This is a genomic window from Neisseria weixii, from assembly GCF_002327085.1.
GTDB lineage: Bacteria > Pseudomonadota > Gammaproteobacteria > Burkholderiales > Neisseriaceae > Neisseria > Neisseria weixii.
Genome location: NZ_CP023429.1, coordinates 1,315,910 through 1,336,308 on the forward strand (window position 1 = coordinate 1,315,910; position 20,399 = coordinate 1,336,308).

Sequence of the window (20,399 nt, forward strand, 5' to 3'; positions counted from 1 at the left end):
GAAAGTTTGAAACACCATGAACAAGAAACGCGTTCTCACCGGTGTCACCACCACCGGTATTCCCCACTTGGGCAACTATGTCGGCGCTATCCGCCCCGCTGTCCGCGCCGCGCAAGCCGATGATACCGAATCTTTCCTGTTTCTCGCCGATTACCACGGCATCATCAAGTGCCACGATCCGGAAATGATTCACGAATCCACCCAAGCCGTGGCCGCCACTTGGCTTTCTTGCGGCCTTGACCCGAGCGCACCACGTTTTACCGCCAAAGCGACATTCCTGAAATCATGGAGCTCAATTGGATTCTAACCTGTATCACCGCCAAAGGCCTGATGAACCGGGCCCATGCTTACAAAGCCGCCGTGCAGGATAATCTCAACAACGGCCAAGAAGACCAAGACCACCAAATTGAAATGGGCTTATACAGTTACCCGATTTTAATGACCGCCGATATTTTGATGTTTAAAGCCAACGAAGTTCCCGTCGGCCGCGATCAAATCCAACACGTCGAAATGGCGCGCGACATTGCCGGCCGCTTCAACCACCGCTTTAAAGAAGTGTTCACCCTGCCGAAGTGAAAATTGACGAGCAGGTTGAATTGCTGGTCGGCTTGGACGGCCGCAAAATGTCAAAATCCTACGGCAACACCATTCCGCTGTGGGAAAACAACAAGAAAACCCAAAAATCAGTCAACAAAATCATCACCAACCTGAAAGAGCCGGGCGAACCGAAACAGCCCGACGAAAGCCCGTTGTTTGAAATCTACAAAGCTTTTGCCACGCCGTCTGAAACCACCGAATTTACCCAAATGCTCGCCGAAGGCTTGGCTTGGGGCGAAGCGAAAAAACTGTTGGCCGCCAAAATCAACGCCGAATTGGCCGAACCGCGCGAACGCTACGCGGCTCTGACGGCCAATCCCGCCCAAATCGAAGAGATTTTGCAGGCCGGTGCCGCCAAAGCCCGCAAAGAAGCGCGCGTGTTGCTGGACGAAGTGCGCGATGCTGTGGGTATCCGTGCATTGAAATAAGGTTTGAACATAACAAAGACAGAGACCTTTGCAAAATCCCTATCTTTGGTACATTTCTTCGTTGTGCGCTGCTCGAAAACTTGCCTATCTAAGTGATATGTCTTCGCTTTCTGCGCTGCTACAACTTTGAACTGTACTCAAATCTAGGGTTTTGCAAAGGTCTCAGGCCGTCTGAACAATCGATTTGATGTTCAGACGGCCTTTTATCCATGAAAGCTTTTTTAAGGAATAAAAATGCTTCTTCACAACAATCCCTTATTCATGACAACACAACAGCAAGATTTAATATATCGAATGCAACAATCCGGTTGCGCTTTTCAATTCAGCGTTAAAAAATGGCCTCAAGCAACTGCGCCCACAGAAGCTGATCAACAAGCTGCTGTCACCGCATTTTTTGAAAACGTGATTCGTCCGCAATACGACGATTTACGACAAAATGTACACACAGAAAATCTTCATAAGCTACACAATATTCGAGCCCATCCCAATCCCAAAAGCCGTCAACAAGACCAACAACGCTTGCTTAAGAAAATGGCAGACGATGATGCATACTTTACTTTACGCTTAATGCCCGAGCGCATGTCTTGTGCACCATTACCGCCTTTATCGGCTCAACAAGCTTATGACGAAATGTCTTTAAACCATGTTGAATATACACAAAACCGGGGCACACAGCTTTGCCATCAGTTCATTCACCCACCCTATGAGTTGCAAAACATTGATGAAGCTGCACGTTTGGCTTTATGGTTGGATTTCTGCGATTTATGTGGATTAAACCAATCTCAAGCCAAGATTTTGGACTGGGTTAGCCATCAAGCATATGCCGATAATTTCCAAGAAAATTCATTATTCAGCAATTACTTCGATGAAGGCTTGGATTGGTGGGGCGTGTGGTGTTTGAGCGTATATAACCCTGATAACCAAACGCTTGCAGTTATTACGGCAAGTGAAAATGATTAGTCTAGAGAAAACCGTCTGAATAATTTTCAGACGGCCTTTTTTCAATCCTTCAAAATCCCACGCGCACGCAGCAATGCGGTTTTGAAATCTTCTTGGTAATCTTTGGCAATTCCCGGCACAGGCGCGGTTTTGTCTTTACCGTGCATTTTCAAATGATAGATAATCACTTCGTCGGTCAACTCGGCAACCGGCTTGTCAAAACCTGCTTCGTCGGCAATTTTCTGCAAAATTTGGGTTAAGTGCATTTCCGGCTCTTGTTTCCAATAAGGCTCGAGCAATTCTAAAAGTTCGCGCAATCGGTGTGAACGCATGATGTTTCCTTTCGGGTAAATGAAAGCGGGTTTATGTTTATTTTAATGGATTTATCGGCGCCGTTCAAAAACACATTCAAACAGCCTTCAGGCCGTCTGAAAATGCTATAATCCGCGGCATTGGTGTTTACAGGCAGACGATTATGCAAACTTGGCACGAAGCCATCGGCGCGGAAAAAGAGCAGCCCTATTTCCGACACATTATCGACACGGTCAAGCAAGAGCGGCAAGCCGGGCGGGTAATTTATCCGCCTGCTGCTGATGTGTTTAATGCGTTTAAGGCGACCGAGTTTCATCAGGTGAAAGTGGTGATTTTAGGGCAAGACCCGTATCACGGTGCCGGTCAGGCGCATGGTTTGTCGTTTTCGGTGCGGCCGGATATTCAGATTCCACCTTCTTTGGCAAACATTTATAAGGAATTGGCCACCGACATCGAAAGCTTTCACATTCCGCAACACGGCTATTTGCAGCACTGGGCGGAACAAGGCGTGTTGCTGCTCAATACGGTGTTGACCGTGCGCGCCGGACAAGCGCATTCGCACGCGCCTTTAGGCTGGGAACGCTTCACCGACCGCGTAATCGCCCAGCTTAACGAACACCGCGAGCATATTGTGTTTATGCTGTGGGGCAGCCACGCACAGAAAAAAGGCGCGTTTATCGACCGCAGCCGTCACTTGGTGTTGACCGCGCCCCATCCGTCGCCGCTTTCTGCGTATCGCGGCTTTTTCGGTTGCCGCCATTTCTCTCAAGCCAATGCGTATTTAAAGGCGCAAGGCTTGGCGGAAATTGATTGGCAGGTTTAATCAATTCACAGATTAATTTAGTCGTTTAAAATAGAAATAAGACAAGGCGAGAGCGACCGCCGTATACAAGTAGTACATAAGGGAGCTGGCAACGCCGTATTATTTTTATTTGAAACGACTATTATAAAGGCCGTCTGAACATTCAGACGGCCTTTACATTTACGCCAAGAATAATTGATAGGCTTGGTTACCCGTTTCGTCTTGATAGACATAACCCAAGCTGTCTAAAAATTCGTTAAACGCGGCTTCATCAGCAGGCGGCACGTCAATACCGACCAAAATGCGGCCGTAATCGGCGCCATGGTTGCGGTAGTGGAACAAAGTAATGTTCCAGTCGCTTTGCATATGGTTCAGAAAGCGTGCCAATGCACCCGGGCGCTCCGGAAATTCAAAACTGACCAAGCGTTCGTTTTTTACTTTGTCGGTGCGCCCGCCGACCATGTAGCGGATGTGGATTTTAGAAATTTCATCGTTGGTCAAATCCACATTCGGCAAGCCGGCATGGTTGAGCTGAGCGTGAATGGTTGCCAAATCGCGTGAACCGGCGGTTTGCAGGCCGACAAATACATGGGCGTTGCGTTCATTGCCGTAGCGGTAGTTGAATTCGGTGATGTTGCGGTTGCCCAGCAAATCAATAAACTTACGGAAGCTGCCCGGCTCCTCCGGAATCGTTACCCCAAAAATGCCTTCGTTGCCCTCACCCAGCTCACTGCGCTCGGAAACGTGGCGAAGACGGTGGAAATTCATGTTAGCGCCGCTGGTAACGGCGATTAAGGTTTGGTTTTGCACACCGTTGCGGGCGATGTAGGCTTTCAATCCGGCCAAGGCCAGCGCACCGGCAGGCTCCATAATGCTGCGCGTGTCGTCAAAAATATCTTTAATCGCGCCGCAAATGGCATCGGTATCAACGGTAATCACACCGTCGAGCAATTCTTTGCACAAACGGAAAGTTTCTTCGCCCACCACTTTCACCGCCGTACCGTCGGAAAACAGGCCGACATCTTTCAGCGGCACAATTTTGCCTTCTTCAATCGACTGCTTCATGCAGCAGGAATCATCGGTTTGCACACCGATAACCTTAATATCAGGGCGCACTTGTTTGATAAACGCCGCTACCCCTGCCGCCAAACCGCCGCCGCCGATCGGCACAAACACAGCATCGATCTTATCCGCACGCTGGCGCACGATTTCCATGCCTGCCGTGCCTTGTCCGGCAATCACATCGGGATCGTCAAACGGCGCGATGTAGGTCAAACCGTCTTTTTTCGCCAATTCCATTGCGTAATCATAAGCATCGTTATACGACACGCCTTTCAACACCACTTCGCCGCCACGGTTTTTCACCGCATCGATTTTGATTTGCGGCGTGGTTTCCGGCATCACAATAACCGCACGGCAACCCAAACGGTGTGCCGACAATGCCACACCTTGCGCATGGTTGCCCGCCGATGCCGCAATCACACCGCAGGCCAAGGCCTCTTTGGATAATTTGGCCATTTTGTTGTAGGCACCGCGAATCTTGAATGAAAATACCGGCTGCAAGTCTTCACGCTTGAGCAGGATATTGTTGTTCAGACGGCCCGACAAACCACGGGCAGGCTCCAACGGGGTTTCCACCGCAACATCGTATACGGAAGCGGTCAAAATACGAATCAGATAATCGGAATAGGAAGGGCGAGCGTTCATGGGTATCTATTCTATATAGAATCAATCATTTACAAAATAACTAAGCCATCGCCGTCGAAATCTTCGTCAAACTTTGTCAACAAAACAGCGAAAAGGTAAAACCTTACCCCTCAGGCCGTCTGAACGCAAGAAAAATCTTAGCAAATCAAGCCCGAATCGGTATAATGTGCGGCTGTCCTTTAGCGGCCGTCTGAATATTCAGCTTTCTGTCCTACTGATTTTTAGCCAGTTGTTGCGATGTAATCTTGCGCAACTGCACGATTCAGCTTTTCAGACGGCCTTTTTACGCATTACGCCAACGAATATTGATACAACCTAAGTTATGAAAAAAACGCTATTGAGCCTGACCTTAGCCGCATTATTAAGCAGCCACGCCTTGGCCGCGCCGCAACCTGCGGCCAACACCACACCCTCGCCGGCCGGCCAAGCCGCTTCCGCCGCGCAGCCGGAAATCTTGATGCCGAGCATCAACAGCCCGACCACTCCACCGGAAATCGCCGCCACTGCCTTTATCGTCAAAGATTTATACAGCAATCAAATTTTGGCTTCCAATAATCCCGATACCCAAATCGAGCCGGCTTCGTTAACCAAAATGATGACTGCCTACCTGACTTTCAAAGCCTTGGAAAACGGTACCTTAAAAGCCGACCAAATGCTGACCGTATCCGATCAGGGCTGGAAAATCGAAGGCTCGCGCATGTTCCTTAATCCGAATGTGCCGGCCAGCGTCAGCGATTTGATTAAAGGTATGGTGATTCAATCCGGCAACGATGCCGCCATCACCTTGGCCGAAGCCATGGGCAACGGCTCGGTGGAAGAATTCGTCAAACAAATGAACGGAGAAGCCAAACTTTTGGGCATGAAGAACACCCATTTCAACAACCCGACCGGTCTGTCTTCAGACGGCCACGTTTCCACCGTCAGCGATTTGGCTTTGCTGTCGGCCGCACTGATTAAAGATTTTCCCAAATACTACCCGTATTCTCGATTAAATCTTTCAAATACAACAATATCGAGCAACCCAACCGCAACCTGCTGCTCTACCGCGACCCGAACATCGATGGTTTGAAAACCGGACATACCGAAAGCGCCGGCTATAATTTGGCCGCTTCCAGTAAACGCAACGGCCGCCGCATTGTATCGGTTGTGGTCGGTACCGAATCTACCGAAGCACGAGCGGCCGAGAGCGGAAAATTGTTAAACTGGGCATTGCAAGCCTTTGACACGCCGAAGCTTTACAATGCCAACGAAGCCATTTCGCAAGTGAAAGTGTATAAAGGCGCGGTCAACGCCGTGAACATCGGTTTTGTCGATGAAACCTACATCACCATCCCGCACAACACCGGTAGAAGCCTGAAACCGATTTTAGAAACCGTGCAGCCCGTATTGGCGCCGATTGAAAAAGGCCAAATCTTGGGCAAACTCAAGCTGATGAAAGACAATGAAGTCGTGGCGGAAAAAGATGTGGTCGCGCTCAACAGCGTTGACGAAGGCAGCTGGTTCAGCCGCACATGGGACAGTATTGTCTTGTGGTTCAAGACCGCATTCGGCAGCAGCGTAACCGATAAACCTGCTTCTTCTGACAAACCAAAAGCCGCACCCGCTCCGGCCAGCGAACCCGCCACAGCACCGGCATCACAAGCCGCAGAATCTGTTACCGCTTCCGCCGCCATGCCTGAAGCTGCTTCTGCTGCTTCCATGCCAAGCAACACAACAGCCAGCGCAACGGCTCCTAACGCCGCTTCTGCAGCGAAATAAATTTTATTAGATTTCGCCATGAAACCGGGCCGTCCGAACAGATATATTTCAGACGGCCTGAGATAGGAAATCGTCGGTTTATTTACATTTTTTATTTTTATGCAAACGGCTTTTATTTTTTGTCTGAATGATTGTTTTAGGATTTTTGAGTATGATCAAGCACCATGCGGCTTTGCCGTACCTTTCGTAATCCTTGACAACACTCAACAATCCCCAAATGGCTCTTCAGGTAAAAAGAAAAAGTGTAAACAACGCTAGCATGTTCTACAGCCGTGCAAACTCCCCATCTTTGGCACATTTCTTCGTTATGTACTGCTCGAAAGCTTGCCTATCTTCATAATATGTCTGCGCTTTCTGCGCTGCTGTAATGACACGGCACCGCCTTCGACACCGACATTTCCCTGCCGACGCAGGGTTGGATACTTGTATCCGACATTCTTCACTATACTAATGCAAATGCTCATAAATCTTTTCTGCCAAGGCGCTGCTGATGCCTTCCACTTGCGCCAAATCTTCCTTGCTCGCTGCTGCCACGCCACGCAAGCCGCCAAAGCGGGTCAGCAAGGCTTTGCGGCGTTTGCTGCCTACGCCGGGGATGTCGGTCAGCGATGAGGTAACGCGTGCTTTGTCGCGTTTTTTGCGGTGTCCGGTGATGGCAAAGCGGTGCGATTCGTCGCGCACGGTTTGCAGCAGGTGCAGCGCCGGGCTATCCGGCGGCAGGCGGAACACTTCGCCGGTAAACGGTAAAATCAACTCTTCCAAACCGGCTTTGCGCTCCGGGCCTTTTGCGATGCCGATGAGCGGAATGGTCAAGCCCAATTCTTCCCACACGTTCACGGCCACGCCGATTTGGCCTTTGCCGCCGTCAATCAATACGGCATCCGGCCATTTCACTGCTTCGCCGTTGGCTTCGGCCTGCTGCATTTTTCCGTAGCGGCGTATCAACACTTCGCGCATGGCGGCATAATCGTCACCGGCTTTGGCGGTGGTGATGTTGTAGCGGCGGTATTGGCCAGATTGCATCGCCTGTTCGTCATACACCACGCAGGAAGCGATGGTCGCTTCGCCCTGCATGTGGCTGATGTCGAAGCATTCCAAGCGTTTGAGGCCGTCTGAATCCATGTTCAGCACTTTGGCCAATGCTTCGATGCGGTTTTGCTGGCTGCTTTGCTGCAACTGGCGCTGGCCGATGGCAATGCGCGCATTTTGTTCGGCCATTTTCATCCAGACTTTGCGTTCGCCGATGGTTTTGGTGACAAACTGGATCTGTCTGCCCTGCTCGTCAATCAAAGCCTGTTGCAGGCTTTCGGGCAAACTGAAATTGCTGATGATGATGTCGGGCTTGTCTTTGCCCAAATAATGCTGGGCAACGAAGGCTTCAGCGTAATCCTGCAGGTTGGGCTCCGGATCGTGACGCGTATCGGGAAAAAAGCTCTTATCGCCGACATGCCGTCCGCCGCGCACACTCACCCAATGGATACACACGAAGCCGTCTGAAACTACGGCGGCGAGTAAATCAATGTCGTTGGGGTTGTTCGGATTTTTGCTGTCGATATACTGGCGGCTCTGAATCACGCCCAAAGCCTGAATCTGGTCGCGGTATTTCGCTGCCTCTTCAAAATTCAGCATATCTGCCGCACGATTCATTTTATGGTGCAATACCTGCGTGAGTTCGTCGGTTTTGCCATTGAGAAACGTGGCCGCCTGATTGACATCGGCACGATAATCTTCCTTCGAAATATGACCGGCACAAGGCCCCGAGCAGCGTTTAATCTGATAAAGCAGGCAGGCGCGTTCGCGATGCCCGAATACGCTGTCTTCGCAAGTGCGCAGTTTGAATACTTTCTGCAAAATCTGAATACTGTCGCGCACGGCATAGCCGTTGGGATACGGGCCGAAATACTGATTCGGCTTTTTCAACGTGCCGCGGTAATACGCCATCTGCGGAAACTCATGCCCGCTGAACATCAAATACGGATAGCTTTTATCGTCACGGAACAAAATATTGTATTTCGGCGACAAGGCCTTGATGAAATTGTTTTCCAAAATCAAAGCTTCGGTTTCATTGCGCGTCACCGTGGTTTCGATATGATGAATCTGTTTCACCATCAAACGTATGCGCGGCGATAAATCGTTTTTTTGAAAATAGCTCGGCACCCTGCGCTTTAAATTCACCGCTTTACCGACATACAACACATTGTTTTCCGCATCAAACATGCGGTATACGCCCGGTAAATTGGGCAGGTTTTTTAAGAATAGATCTAGATTGAAGTCTTCGATTTCGCTCACGGAACGGCTCGTCTGGTAAGGGTTTGACAGGTGGTAAAGATAGGGATGGAACGGCGGTTTTCAATCTGGGAATGCCGTCTGAAACTGTTTTCAGACGGCCTGTGACCTTTGCAAACCCCATCAGCCATTAATCAAAACCAAAACAACCGTCATTCCCGTGCAGGCGGGAATCCATCTTAAAATTTCAGAAACTTATTCTGTTCAATAGTTTGCTATATTCAAAAATGAATTTCCGTCTGCGCAGGAATGACGCCGGTTCTTTGTACGGTGGCTTTTCAATGAGTTTTGTAAACGTCGCGGCCTATTTAAAGATTTCCGCATAATCGGTATAACCCGGCAGCGGTTGCTCAATTTGCTTCCCAAGCGCTTGCAAATCGATAAACCTCGCTTGGCGGTGGTATTCTTTACCGTTTGCATACAGCAGCACCGCCGGAATAGTTAATATTTCAAACGCTGACGCTGCTTTGGTTTGCTCGGTCAAATCGATTTCCAAAGCCGTCAGCTTATGCTTTTCAGCCAATGCCTGCACGCGCGGTTTCATCACATGGCACACGCCGCAATCCGTACCGGAAAGATACAGCAAAGCTTGCGGAGCAGTAGCGATGATTTCGAGCGCTTGGGCTAACGGATAAGTAGTCATCTCAAACATGGATTTCCTTTTCAGACGGCCTTATTATATATAAAAGATAAAGAAAATGCCGTCTGAAACAATGTTTTCAGACAGCGCGCAACGGTTCTGGGCATTTATAGGTCGTTGGCAGAACTGATTTGCAGTTCTCAATATAATCTTCATGATCAGTACGGATACCCTGTTTGAAATAAATAGGCAGAGACCTTTGCAAAACTTCCTGAAAAGCCACTGTACAAAGAACCGGGTAGTGTCTCACTTTGAAATTTGATAGGCTAGTCAATAGGTATATTTTGTGGTAGTTTACACTTACTATGAAAAAACGCCAAAGACTAGATTTTAATCAACTTGCAAAAGCTGTTGCTGAAAAGGCAGAGCAAGAGCATATTATGATTAAGCCTCAAACAGCATCAAAAATTCAGGTCTCATCAATTGCTCACAATGATGAAGATTCTGAAACTTTATTGATGGCATTTATCAATGCTCAATCTATTGAAGAGCAAAGTAAGAAATAGATTAATTTATACGTCTATTCCGCTGCAAATGCTGAATTTGGAAAAGCCGCAGACTGACTTGATACACCATACTTCATGCCTGTTTGTGGTTGCTACAAAATTATCCGAATAATCTCATTCAAGTATGGCAAGATAAGGCGGTTCAGTATAACCATTTGCTGAAAGATTTTCGGGATTGCCTCGATAAATTTCGGCAAATGGTTTCGCAGATGAATCGGAATTTAGATAAAACTTTTGTATATGTTGTGGTGGTTTGGTGCTGTTGTTAAAAATCCAGCTAATTCTGAAAATCCTTTACTCCAAGTTCTTTTCAGAAAAATCATTAAAAGAACCCAAACAGAAATTGTTCTGGGTAATTTAGTAAAAGAAGAACTTCCTGTTGCAACCATTTCTCAATACCTGATTGGTTCAATATGACCCAATAGTAAATCGAGTGAAATTGTAGATGGGGCTGTATTAGATTAGCAGTTATGCTACCCTGCAAAAATGAAGATAACAAACTGTAAATTAAACAAAAAAGCACAAAAGAGATTGCTTGAATTTTTTGTACTTGAAGTTACTGCCCGCGCAGCTGCCAATTTGTTGGAGATTAACCCCAATTCAGCAGCCCTGTTTTACCGCAAAATCCGTCAAGTCATTGCCTACCATTTAGAACTTCAAGCAGATGAAGTTTTTGATGGTTCTGTTGAATTAGATGAAAGCTATTTTGGCGGACAACGTAAAGGCAAACGCGGTCGCGGAGTAGTAGGTAAAGTAGCTGTATTTGGTATTTTAAAACGATATGGTAAAGTTTATACCGTTGTTGTTGAAGACACCAAACAAACTACTTTATTGCCTGTTATTAAACGAAAAATCATGCCTGATAGTATTGTTTATACAGACTGTTACAAAAGCTATGATGTTCTTGATGTAAGCGAATTTATTCATCATCGCATCAATCATTCACAGATTTTTGCAGACCGTCAAAACCACATCAATGGCATTGAAAATTTCTGGAACCAAGCAAAACGTGTTCTGAGAAAATACAACGGAATTGACCGTAAATCTTTTCCATTGTTCTTGAAAGAATGCGTGTTCGTTTTAACTTTGGTACGCCAAAAGAGCAGCTAAAAACTCTGCGAATTTGGTGTGGTATTTAGGACTAATCTACGTCAGCCCCAAATAATTTAACATTGATAATTTAAATTTAAAACATTAAATTTTAGTATTAGGAAACAATCATGAACAAAACCCTCTACAAAGTGATTTTCAATAAAAAACGCGGTTGCATGATGGTTGTCGCTGAAAACACCACTCATGAGGGTAAGTCAGCCGCCGATACAACAGCTTAATCCGTTGAAGTGGCTATGGGTTCGGTTCATTCAGCATTCTCCGTATTATCCTTTTCTGTATCATTAATTTTAGGCGCAGCCAGTATTTTGGTCGCGCCTTTAACTTTTGCAGAGGGTATCGTTGCCGATAAAACCGCCCCTAAAACCCAACAACCCACCATTTTGCAAACAGGCAACGGTACACCGCAAATCAACATTCAACCCCCTACTTCGGCGGGGGTTTCTATCAATCAGTACCAGCAGTTTGATGTCAATAACAAAGGGGCAATTTTAAATAACAGTCGTGGTCATACCCAAACGCAATTAGGTGGCTGGATTCAAGGCAATCCTTGGTTGGCAGGTGGTCAAGCACGCATAATTGTCAATCAAGTCAATTCTGCCAATCCATCTTTATTAAATGGTTATATTGAAGTGGGTGGGCGGCGAGCAGAAGTGGTAATTGCCAATCCTGCGGGCATTCAAGTGAATGGCGCAGGATTTATTAATGCCTCTCGCGCCACTTTGACCACAGGTATGCCACAATACCAAGCAGGGGCTTTAACAGGTTTTGCTGTGCAACAAGGCAGTATTGGGATAACTGGGCAAGGTTTGGATGCCAGTCAAACCGATTACACCCAATTATTGAGCCAAGCAGTCAAAATAGATGCGCCGATTTGGGGCAAAGATGTACGCATATTGGTGGGACAAAATAATGTGTCCGCAGATGGGACGGTGTATGCAGTAAACAATATTTCAGGCAGCCAATCATCAACCAACAACCCATCTACTGCTACCATTTCAAGCACACCACTGTATGCCATAGACACAGGTGCATTAGGCGGTATGTATGCTGGCAAAATCACCTTAATCAGCACAGCACAACAAGCTGGTATTGGTAATCAAGGGCAACTGTTTGCTTCTGCTGGCAATGTTGCCATTGATGCCAAAGGGCAGTTGAGCAATAGCGGCACAATTGCTGCTACGAATGCGCAAGATGCCAACAATTTGGCGGAACACAAAGTCAATATCCGCAGTCAAACTGTTGAAAATAGCGGTACAATTGCATCACAACAAAGCACGCAACTTCAAACCCAATCTATTCAAAATAGCGGCACATTATTGTCTTCTGGCGAATTGTCTATTCGCAATTCAGGCAGCCTGAAAAATGAGGCATCAGGTACGATTGAAGCCGCCCGTTTGGCTATCCATACCGATACGCTCAACAATCAAGGTAAACTCGCCCAAACAGGTTTGCAAAAACTCTATATTGCAGCACAGGGCAAAATGGATAATCGTGGCCGCATTGGTTTGCCGGATACGATACCTGCGTCATCAAATGGTTCAAACAGCAATACAGGAAATCACACTCCGAACACATCTTCAAATTCCTCCCCTACCGCACCGACCACTGCAGCAGGTGCAGGTAGTGCAGCCGTTAGTACAGTTACATCAACCGCAGCCCCGACCTTTGCTGATGGTTTGATTCAAACAAGTAATACTTTAACCAATTCAGGCAGCATCATTGCCAATGGGCAAACCACCGTGGTGGCACAGCAAGGGTTAAATAATGCTGGGCAAATAGATGTTCATCAACTGGACGTAACAGGCGCAGCGTTTAACAATCAAAACGGGGCGTTAATCAGTGATAAGGCCCATATTCAAACAGATAGTTTCAATAATCAAAACGGCAACATCACAACACGTAAACAGCTAACGATTGAAACCACTCGGCTGAATAATACTAATGGCAAATTGTTGTCGGCAGGCAAAGCTGATTTAACCGTTTCAGGCAGCCTGAATAATGCCCGACAAGCAGAAATTCAAGCCAAGCATTTAACGCTCAATACAGGTCATTTAAATAACGCGGGTAATATTTTGGGCGAAGGCAGTAGCCGTATTGCCAGTCAAAACAGCTTACGCAATTCAGGCAGCATTGCTATTGGACAACTGACAGCAAAAGGTCAAATCTTAAATAATGCGCAAGGGCAAATTGTTGTAGATACAGCCAATGTTCAAAGTCAGCAACTGCTGAATCGAAACGGCAATATCACGACCACACAACAACTGACTGTTCATAGCCAAAAGGTAGATAACCAACAGGGCAAACTCTTGTCTGCTGGAAATGCACAATTTACCGTTTCAGGCAGCCTAAACAATCAAAATGGCGAAATAGCAACCAACCAACAACTCGCCATTCATGATGATAAGCGGCATACCCTTGAGATTGATAATACAGATGGCACGATTCAATCAGGTCATGATGTTTCTATTCAAGCCAAATCTTTATCCAATAAAGGCACGCTTGCCGCTGACGATAAGCTCGATATTGCACTGCAAGATGATTTCCATGTAGAGCGCAACATCGTAGCAGGTAATGAGCTTTTATTCAGTACACAAGGCAGCCTGCAAAATGCACATACTTTGCAAGCAGGTAAATACATTCAAATTCAAGCGAACAGCATCAATAATGAAGCGCAAGGCAGTATTCAATCAAGTGGTACAACAGATATTGCCGCGCAGCAAAGTTTGGATAATCGCGGCTTAATCGATGGACAGCAAACCAAAATTCAAGCCGAACAGGTGCGTAACATCGGTACAGGTCGGATTTATGGCGATAACGTAGCCATTGCTGCCACTCGTTTAGACAATCAAGATGAAAATGGCACTGGTGCCACCATTGCTGCACGAGAAAACTTGAACTTAGGAATTAATCAATTAAACAACCGTGAAAACAGTCTGATTTACAGTGGCAATGATATGGCGATTGGTGGTGCATTAGATGCCAAAGGTCAAGCCGTAGGTAGAGCTCAAAGTCTGCACAACGCCAGTGCCACTATCGAAGCCGCAGGCAAAATGCGTTTAGGTGTTGAAACGTTGCGTAATACCAATGAGCATTTGCAAACGCAAGTAGTAGAGACAGGGCGCGAGCGTATTGTGGATTACGAAGCACAAGGACGCAACGAACGTTTACGCGAAGGCATGCAACAAACACAGGGTTGGTTTACCTACGATGATGAATCCATCCATCTGCGTACACCAGACGGCGCAACCCATGAGCAATGGCACAAATACGATTACGACCAAATTACTCAAGAAACCCAAGTTACTCAAACTGCGCCAGCCAAAATCATTGCAGGTGGCAATTTAACCATTGATGCCGAAAAAGTCTTCAATACCGACAGCCAAATCATCGCTGGCGGCAGCCTAATTGCGCCTACCGAACAAAACGGTTTGCACAATAAGCAAACCTTTGGGCAAAAAATCGTTTCCAGTGAAAATGGTAAATTACACCGCTATTGGCGTGAGAGACATAAAGGGCGTGATGAAACAGGTTATGACGTATCCTCATACACACTACCTACCGAAATCCAACAATCTCTCACTGGGTTCATTTGCTTACGAGTCCAACCGTAAAGCAACCAGCCATACTGGGCCCGAACAAAACGCAGGTTTGCAGTTGGGTGGTTGGGACAACATTCGCACGCTAACCAATCAAGTAAACATACTGAATGGTACAGGCAGCTCTGCCTTACTACCCACCAGTAGCCTATTTACCATCCATCCAAATCACAATGGTTATTTGGTAGAAACCGACCCACGCTTTACCAACTACCGCCAATGGATAAGCAGTGAGTATATGCTGTCTGCGCTCAAAACAGACTCTGCTCGATTACACAAACGTCTGGGTGATGGTTACTACGAGCAACGTCTCATCAACGAACAAATTACTGCACTCACAGGACACCGCCGTTTAGATGGTTACCAAAACGATGAAGAGCAATTCAAAGCGTTGATGGATAATGGTATTACGGCAGCCAAAGCCATGAATCTCAGTGTCGGCATTGCATTGAGTGCCGAACAGGTAGCGCAGCTGACCAGCGACATCGTTTGGTTAGTGCAAAAAGAAGTCAAACTCCCTGATGGCGGTACGCAAACCGTATTGGTGCCGCAAGTTTATGTACGCGTTCAAAATGGCGACATAGACGGCAAAGGCGCATTATTGTCAGGTAATAATGTACAAATAGACGTTTCAGGCAGCCTGAAAAACTTAGGTACCATTGCAGGGCGCAATGCGCTTATTATTAACACCGATACTTTAGACAATATCGGTGGACGTGTTCATGCTCAAAAAGCAGCTGTTTCTGCTACGCAAGACATCAACAATATTGGTGGCGGTCTCTCCGCTGAACAGGCATTATTGCTAAAAGCAGGCAACAACATCAACAGCCAAAGCACAACCGCCGGCAGCCAAAATGCGCAAGGCAGTAGCACTTACCTAGACCGAGTAGCAGGTATTTACATCACAGGTAAGGAAAAAGGTGTTTTAGCAGCACAAGCAGGCAAGGACATCAACTTCATTGCCAGTCAAATCAGCAATCAATCAACGCAAGGGCAAACCCAGCTGCAAGCAGGACGCGACATCAATTTAGATGCCGTACAAACCGGCAAACATCAAGAAACCCATTTTGATGCCGACAACCACATTATTCGCGCTTCAACTAATGAAGTCGGCAGCAGTATTCAAACACAAGGCGATGTTACTCTGTTGGCAGACAACAACCTTAATGCCAAAGCTGCCGAAGTCAGCAGCGCAAACGGCACGCTTGCCGTATCCGCTAAAAATGACATTAATATCAGCGCGGGCATCAATACTACTCAAGCTGATGATGCGTCCAAACACACAGGCAGAAGCGGCGGCGGTAATAAATTAGTCATTACCGATAAAGCCCAAAGTCATAACGAAACCGCTCAAAGCAGCACTTTTGACGGCAAACAAGTTTTATTGCAGGCTGGACACGATGCCACCATCAGTGGCAGCAATGTCATTTCCGACAGCGGCACCCTGATTCAAGCAGGCAATAATGTTCACATTGGCACAATCCAAACTCAAAACCAAAGTAAAACCTATCATCAAACCAAAAAATCAGGATTGATGAGCGCAGGTATTGGCTTCACGATTGGCAGCAAAAAAGATACGCTGGAAAACCAATCCCAAAGCACAGAACATACAGGCAGCACCGTAGGCAGTATCAAAGGCGATACCACCATTATTGCAGGCAAACAATACACCCAAATCGGCAGTACCGTTTCCAGCCCTGAGGGCAATCTCCTAATTGCCGCAAAAAACATCAATATTAAAGCTGCGCAAAACCAGTTTGACAACAAAACTACCCAAACCTACGAACAAAAAGGTTTAACGGTGGCATTCAGCTCGCCTGTTACCGATTTGGCGCAACAAGCTATTGCCATCGCACAAAGTGGTAAACAAGTCGGACAAAGCAAAAACGATCGCGTCAATGCCATGGCAGCCGCCAATGCAGGTTGGCAAGCCTATCAAACAGGCAAGAGCGCGCAAGATTTAGTCAATGGAACAACCAATGCCAAGCAAATCAGCATTTCCATTACCTACGGCGAACAGAAAAACCAACAAACCACCCAAATTCAAGCAAACGAAGCCCGCGCGAGCCAAATCCAATCAGGCGGACAAACCACATTAATCGCCACAGGTGCAGGCGAACAATCTAATATCAACATCATAGGCGCAGGCGTTGTAGGCAAAGCAGGAACTACCCTAATTGCTGATAACCAAATCAATCTGCAATCAGCCGAACAAACCAATACCGAACGTAGCCAAAACAAATCAGCAGGTTGGAATGCAGGTGCTGCTGTTTCATTCGGGCAAGGTGGCTGGTCATTAGGCTTTACCGCAGGCGGCAATGTTGGCAAAGGCTACGGCAATGGCGACAGCATTCCCCACCGACATACCCATGTTGGCGATTCAAATAGCCAAACCATTATCCAAAGCAACGGCGACACCATGCTCAAAGGCGCACAAGTCATAGGTAAAGGCGTACAAGTTGATGCCAAAAACCTGCATATCCAAAGCGTACAAGACAGCGAGGGCTACCAAAGCAAACAACAAAACGGCAGCGCACAAGTAACCATAGGCTATGGCTTCAGTGCTGGTGGCGATTACAGCCAAAGCCACATCAATGCCGAACACCAAAGCGTTACCCAACAAAGCGGTATCTTTGCTGGTGATGACGGCTATCAAATCCAAATAAAAGACAACACCGACCTTAAAGGCGCATTGATAACTTCCAGCCAAAGCGCAGAAGACAACGGTAAAAACCGATTTGCCACAGGTACACTCAGCTTCAGCGACATTCAAAACCGCAGCAGCTACGATGGCGAGAGCTTCGGTGTTGGTGCGAGTATTGCTGTGAGTGGCGATACATTAGGACAGGGAGCGCAAAATAATCCGCAAGAAAGCCGCTTAAAAACCGTAGCCGATAAAAACGGCACAGGTTCGTCTATCGGTTACGGCAGCGACAGCAACAGTCAAAGCAGCGTAACAAAAAGCGGCATCAATACGCGCAACATCATCATTACCGATAAACAAAAGCAAATCCAGCTGACTGGCAAAACAGCCGAGCAAAGCAAAGCCGAAATTCACACCAAGCTAAATACTGAAGCCCTACAAGAGAACCCAAATCTTTCAGGCAGCCTGAAAAATACCTTTGACAAAGATGCGGTGCAAAGTGAGTTGGATTTGCAGAGAACGGTTAGCCAGCAATTCAGTCAAACCAGCCAGCAAGCAGGGACGCACATCAACAAAAAATATGATGAGCAAAAAGTAAAAGAAAAAGCTGCCATAAAAGCTGCTGAAGAAGCGTTAGCCAATAATGATATGGCAACCTATGTCATTAAACTGCAAGAAGCGGCTAATGCAGAAAAATCAGCGGCAAATTGGCAACGTGGTGGCGTATTGCTCAATATGATAAGCGCAGGATTAAGTGCGCCCACTCAGAGTACAGCAGGGATTGCCGCAGCGACTGCATCGCCAGCATTGTCATATCAAATCGGACAACACTTCAAAGGATTAGCCCAAGAAAACCAACGCAGTGGCAAAACAGAAAATGCCGAACCCACCACAGGACAACAAACCGCCCATATACTCGCCCATGCAGTATTAGGCGCGGCAACTGCTGCGGCAGGAGAGCATAATGCACTGGCAGGAGCGATAAGCGCAGGTGGTGCGGAAGCGGCTGCGCCTGTGATTGGTAAATGGCTATATGGAAAAGACAAAGGAAGCGATTTAACGGCAGAAGAGAAAGAGGCTGTAACGGCGATTACGAACTTGCTGGGGACTGCTGCGGGTGGGGCTGTTGGGAATAGCACAGCCAATGCGGTACAGGGCAGCCTGAATGCGCAGGGGCGGTGGAGAATAATCACTTACGAAAAGGGCAACGGGAAATTAAAAAAGCTGAATTACGTTCCTGCAAAGGGGATTTCTTGTGTGAATTAAAAGTTGAAGAAAAATGGGAGCAGATAGGCTTACAAAACCTACGAGAACTGTATGCAGCTTGTGATAAAGGTATTAAGACAGCAGAATGTAATAATTTCAGAAATCAAATTGATACATCTACATATCAAGGAAAGCGAGATTACAACTATCCTACTGGATTGGAATTAAAAAGCGAATTGGCTGGAGCAATAGGAGTCGGTCCTCAAGTCAATGGTAAGGTCACTATAACATTAGGTAATAGAGGTTCTTCTGCACAAGCAGAGGGTGGAATTGGTTTAGGCATCGGCGTGATAGCTTCTGGTGGTATATCAAAACAAACAAGAAAATTAGAAATTGATGATAATAAGAGTTTTGATGCAACAACAGAATATACCATATGGAATCCTAAATTCGGTTCCAATCCTTCTGATAATAATGCAACACTAGGTACAAAATTAGAACTGGAAGGTAAAGCATTAATATTTCATGGGAATGCAAGTATATATGGAGGAAGGGAATATAAATCCAATAATAGTTCTTCTATATACAGAGGAGCGGAAGGAAAGGTTTCGACAAAAACACAAATAGGTAGTGGATTGATGCTTAAATGGGATATTTGGAATGGCAGGACTCAGAAATATGACTATAAAATTAAAAGATAAAGAAAACGCTATGTTGGTTGCTAGTAAATTCCAAAGAAAAATGCGTTATCCTAAATTGTTTTTTGTGATTTTTGGCATAATTTCAGGTTTGGCACTTATTCAAAAAATAATAACTGGTCATAGTTTTTTAGATAACACCATATTAGGAGTAATGTTTTTTATGTATTTCTTTTTTGGTGGGATAGGTACTGTTTTTTTATAATAATTGCTGGAATATGTCCGTATTGTCATGAATTTCAAAAACTGAATGGCACAGCTATTAGTTTAGATGACGATAATGTTACTTATTCAAAAGGGGTATCTCCATTTAATATCGATTATTGCAGTAAATGCGGCAATCCTTTGTCCCCAAAGGCAGTTGAACATGTTTTCAATCAATGTACTGATAATTAGCCAGCGTAGCCTGTGCAACATACCAACCGTGAAATGGCAGGGTGTGCATTCATGCACACGCGGTTTTAGCGATGCTTAACTTTATTTACTGCCTACGGCATGCTGTTCTAGCTTTGCATAAGTTCGTGTGGCTAAATCATAGATTTAGACACTCACTTATAGCCAAATCAGAGATTTGGATAAAACATGCAAGGCTGCCTGAAAAATACCCTTTACACTATTTTATTTTGTTTTAACCCTCCAAACTCCCCCCTTGAACTATGCCTACCCCACCCCTAAACATCATCTCCCCAAAGCTCTTCCCCAATGAGACATGGAACGAAAGCGAAGCACTTGGTGCAATGACTTGGCTATGGCATCAATCTGCCAGCCATCGCCAAGTGACTATTGCTGAGATGATGGCGTATGTATTACCTGTGTTAAAAAACGGTCAATTTGCTCTGTTTTGCAAGGGTACGCAACCAATTGGCTATATCTCTTGGGCATATTTTGATGAAGTGGCGCAGGCGCATTATTTGCAATCCGACCGCTATTTACGCGACAACAGTGATTGGAACTGCGGCGATAATATTTGGATTATCCAATGGTTTGCACCATTGGGACACAGCCATCAAATGCGCTCGGCTGTACGCCAGTTATTTCCCAATACAACAGTACGCGCTCTGTATCATAAGGGAGCGGATAAGGGTTTGAGGGTTTTAACCTTTGGAGCTTAATGCAACCGTGTCTTAAATGTAACCATGTATTCAATCAATACTTATTGATGATTTT

12 protein-coding genes and 4 pseudogenes are annotated in these 20,399 nt (G+C 46.2%); 12 read left to right on the forward strand and 4 right to left on the reverse strand.

The annotated features are described in order from the left end of the window. Positions 1-16 precede the first annotated feature (16 nt). Both trpS and CGZ65_RS06740 read left to right on the forward strand, forming a co-directional pair. Positions 17-1,025, forward strand: a pseudogene (gene trpS / locus CGZ65_RS06735) (tryptophan--tRNA ligase). 234 nt (positions 1,026-1,259) lie between these two features. Continuing rightward, entirely contained in the window at positions 1,260-1,985 is a 726-nt protein-coding gene (locus CGZ65_RS06740; RefSeq protein WP_123804962.1) for a hypothetical protein, read from the forward strand. Positions 1,986-2,026: 41 nt separating this feature from the next. On the opposite strand, the gene CGZ65_RS06745 is transcribed toward CGZ65_RS06740, so the two are convergent. Continuing rightward, positions 2,027-2,296: a YihD family protein gene (locus CGZ65_RS06745; protein WP_095503576.1), complete on the reverse strand. Its 270-nt coding sequence runs from the start codon at positions 2,294-2,296 to the stop codon at positions 2,027-2,029. A 143-nt stretch (positions 2,297-2,439) separates the two neighbouring features. Between CGZ65_RS06745 and ung the strand changes: the two genes are divergently transcribed. After that, positions 2,440-3,099: a uracil-DNA glycosylase gene (ung, locus tag CGZ65_RS06750; RefSeq protein WP_096295310.1), complete on the forward strand. Its 660-nt coding sequence runs from the start codon at positions 2,440-2,442 to the stop codon at positions 3,097-3,099. Positions 3,100-3,258: 159 nt separating this feature from the next. Here ung and ilvA read toward each other — a convergent pair whose 3' ends face one another. After that, positions 3,259-4,785: a threonine ammonia-lyase, biosynthetic gene (gene ilvA / locus CGZ65_RS06755; protein WP_096295311.1), complete on the reverse strand. Its 1,527-nt coding sequence runs from the start codon at positions 4,783-4,785 to the stop codon at positions 3,259-3,261. 322 nt (positions 4,786-5,107) lie between these two features. Between ilvA and CGZ65_RS06760 the strand changes: the two are divergent. Beyond that, a pseudogene (locus CGZ65_RS06760) lies at positions 5,108-6,333 on the forward strand (D-alanyl-D-alanine carboxypeptidase family protein); the annotation flags it as partial. A gap of 657 nt (positions 6,334-6,990) precedes the next feature. Here CGZ65_RS06760 and uvrC read toward each other — a convergent pair. Further along, positions 6,991-8,832 (reverse strand): excinuclease ABC subunit UvrC, encoded by a 1,842-nt coding sequence (gene uvrC / locus CGZ65_RS06765; RefSeq protein ID WP_096295312.1) that lies wholly within the window; start codon positions 8,830-8,832, stop codon positions 6,991-6,993. 301 nt (positions 8,833-9,133) lie between these two features. Further along, on the reverse strand, positions 9,134-9,481 hold the full coding sequence (locus CGZ65_RS06770) for a thioredoxin family protein (RefSeq protein WP_198345245.1): 348 nt from the start codon (positions 9,479-9,481) through the stop codon (positions 9,134-9,136). Between the two features lie 293 nt (positions 9,482-9,774). Between CGZ65_RS06770 and CGZ65_RS06775 the strand changes: the two genes are divergently transcribed. From CGZ65_RS06775 to CGZ65_RS06810, 8 genes and pseudogenes are all read left to right on the forward strand, one after another. Then, positions 9,775-9,975: a hypothetical protein gene (locus CGZ65_RS06775; RefSeq protein ID WP_096295313.1), complete on the forward strand. Its 201-nt coding sequence runs from the start codon at positions 9,775-9,777 to the stop codon at positions 9,973-9,975. Between the two features lie 240 nt (positions 9,976-10,215). Next, positions 10,216-10,392, forward strand: coding sequence for a hypothetical protein (locus CGZ65_RS12845; RefSeq protein WP_157742735.1), 177 nt, complete (start codon positions 10,216-10,218; stop codon positions 10,390-10,392). 69 nt (positions 10,393-10,461) lie between these two features. Continuing rightward, positions 10,462-11,114: pseudogene (locus CGZ65_RS06785) on the forward strand (IS1595 family transposase). Between the two features lie 81 nt (positions 11,115-11,195). Continuing rightward, positions 11,196-11,306, forward strand: coding sequence for an ESPR domain-containing protein (locus CGZ65_RS15125; protein ID WP_096295314.1), 111 nt, complete (start codon positions 11,196-11,198; stop codon positions 11,304-11,306). A 15-nt stretch (positions 11,307-11,321) separates the two neighbouring features. Beyond that, positions 11,322-18,501, forward strand: a pseudogene (locus CGZ65_RS14900) (two-partner secretion domain-containing protein); the annotation flags it as partial. 80 nt (positions 18,502-18,581) lie between these two features. Beyond that, positions 18,582-19,235, forward strand: a complete 654-nt coding sequence (locus CGZ65_RS06800; RefSeq protein ID WP_096295315.1) for a hypothetical protein — start codon at positions 18,582-18,584, stop codon at positions 19,233-19,235. Beyond that, entirely contained in the window at positions 19,213-19,437 is a 225-nt protein-coding gene (locus tag CGZ65_RS12850) for a hypothetical protein (protein ID WP_157742736.1), read from the forward strand. The genes CGZ65_RS06800 and CGZ65_RS12850 overlap by 23 nt, the downstream gene beginning before the upstream one ends. Positions 19,438-19,888: 451 nt before the next feature. Beyond that, a complete protein-coding gene (locus CGZ65_RS06810) occupies positions 19,889-20,344 on the forward strand; it encodes a protein-lysine palmitoyltransferase (protein WP_096295316.1) in 456 nt (151 codons plus the stop codon). Positions 20,345-20,399: the final 55 nt, after the last annotated feature.

Bases quoted from the DNA above. Each gene is read 5' to 3' on its own strand.
- ilvA (WP_096295311.1), bottom strand. From the start codon at position 4,785: ATGAACGCTCGCCCTTCCTATTCCGATTATCTGATTCGTATTTTGACC.
- CGZ65_RS06810 (WP_096295316.1), top strand. From the start codon at position 19,889: ATGCCTACCCCACCCCTAAACATCATCTCCCCAAAGCTCTTCCCCAAT.
- CGZ65_RS12850 (WP_157742736.1), top strand. From the start codon at position 19,213: ATGACTATAAAATTAAAAGATAAAGAAAACGCTATGTTGGTTGCTAGT.
- CGZ65_RS15125 (WP_096295314.1), top strand. From the start codon at position 11,196: ATGAACAAAACCCTCTACAAAGTGATTTTCAATAAAAAACGCGGTTGC.
- CGZ65_RS06770 (WP_198345245.1), bottom strand. From the start codon at position 9,481: ATGTTTGAGATGACTACTTATCCGTTAGCCCAAGCGCTCGAAATCATC.
- ung (WP_096295310.1), top strand. From the start codon at position 2,440: ATGCAAACTTGGCACGAAGCCATCGGCGCGGAAAAAGAGCAGCCCTAT.
- CGZ65_RS06775 (WP_096295313.1), top strand. From the start codon at position 9,775: ATGAAAAAACGCCAAAGACTAGATTTTAATCAACTTGCAAAAGCTGTT.
- CGZ65_RS06740 (WP_123804962.1), top strand. From the start codon at position 1,260: ATGCTTCTTCACAACAATCCCTTATTCATGACAACACAACAGCAAGAT.
- CGZ65_RS12845 (WP_157742735.1), top strand. From the start codon at position 10,216: ATGTTGTGGTGGTTTGGTGCTGTTGTTAAAAATCCAGCTAATTCTGAA.
- CGZ65_RS06745 (WP_095503576.1), bottom strand. From the start codon at position 2,296: ATGCGTTCACACCGATTGCGCGAACTTTTAGAATTGCTCGAGCCTTAT.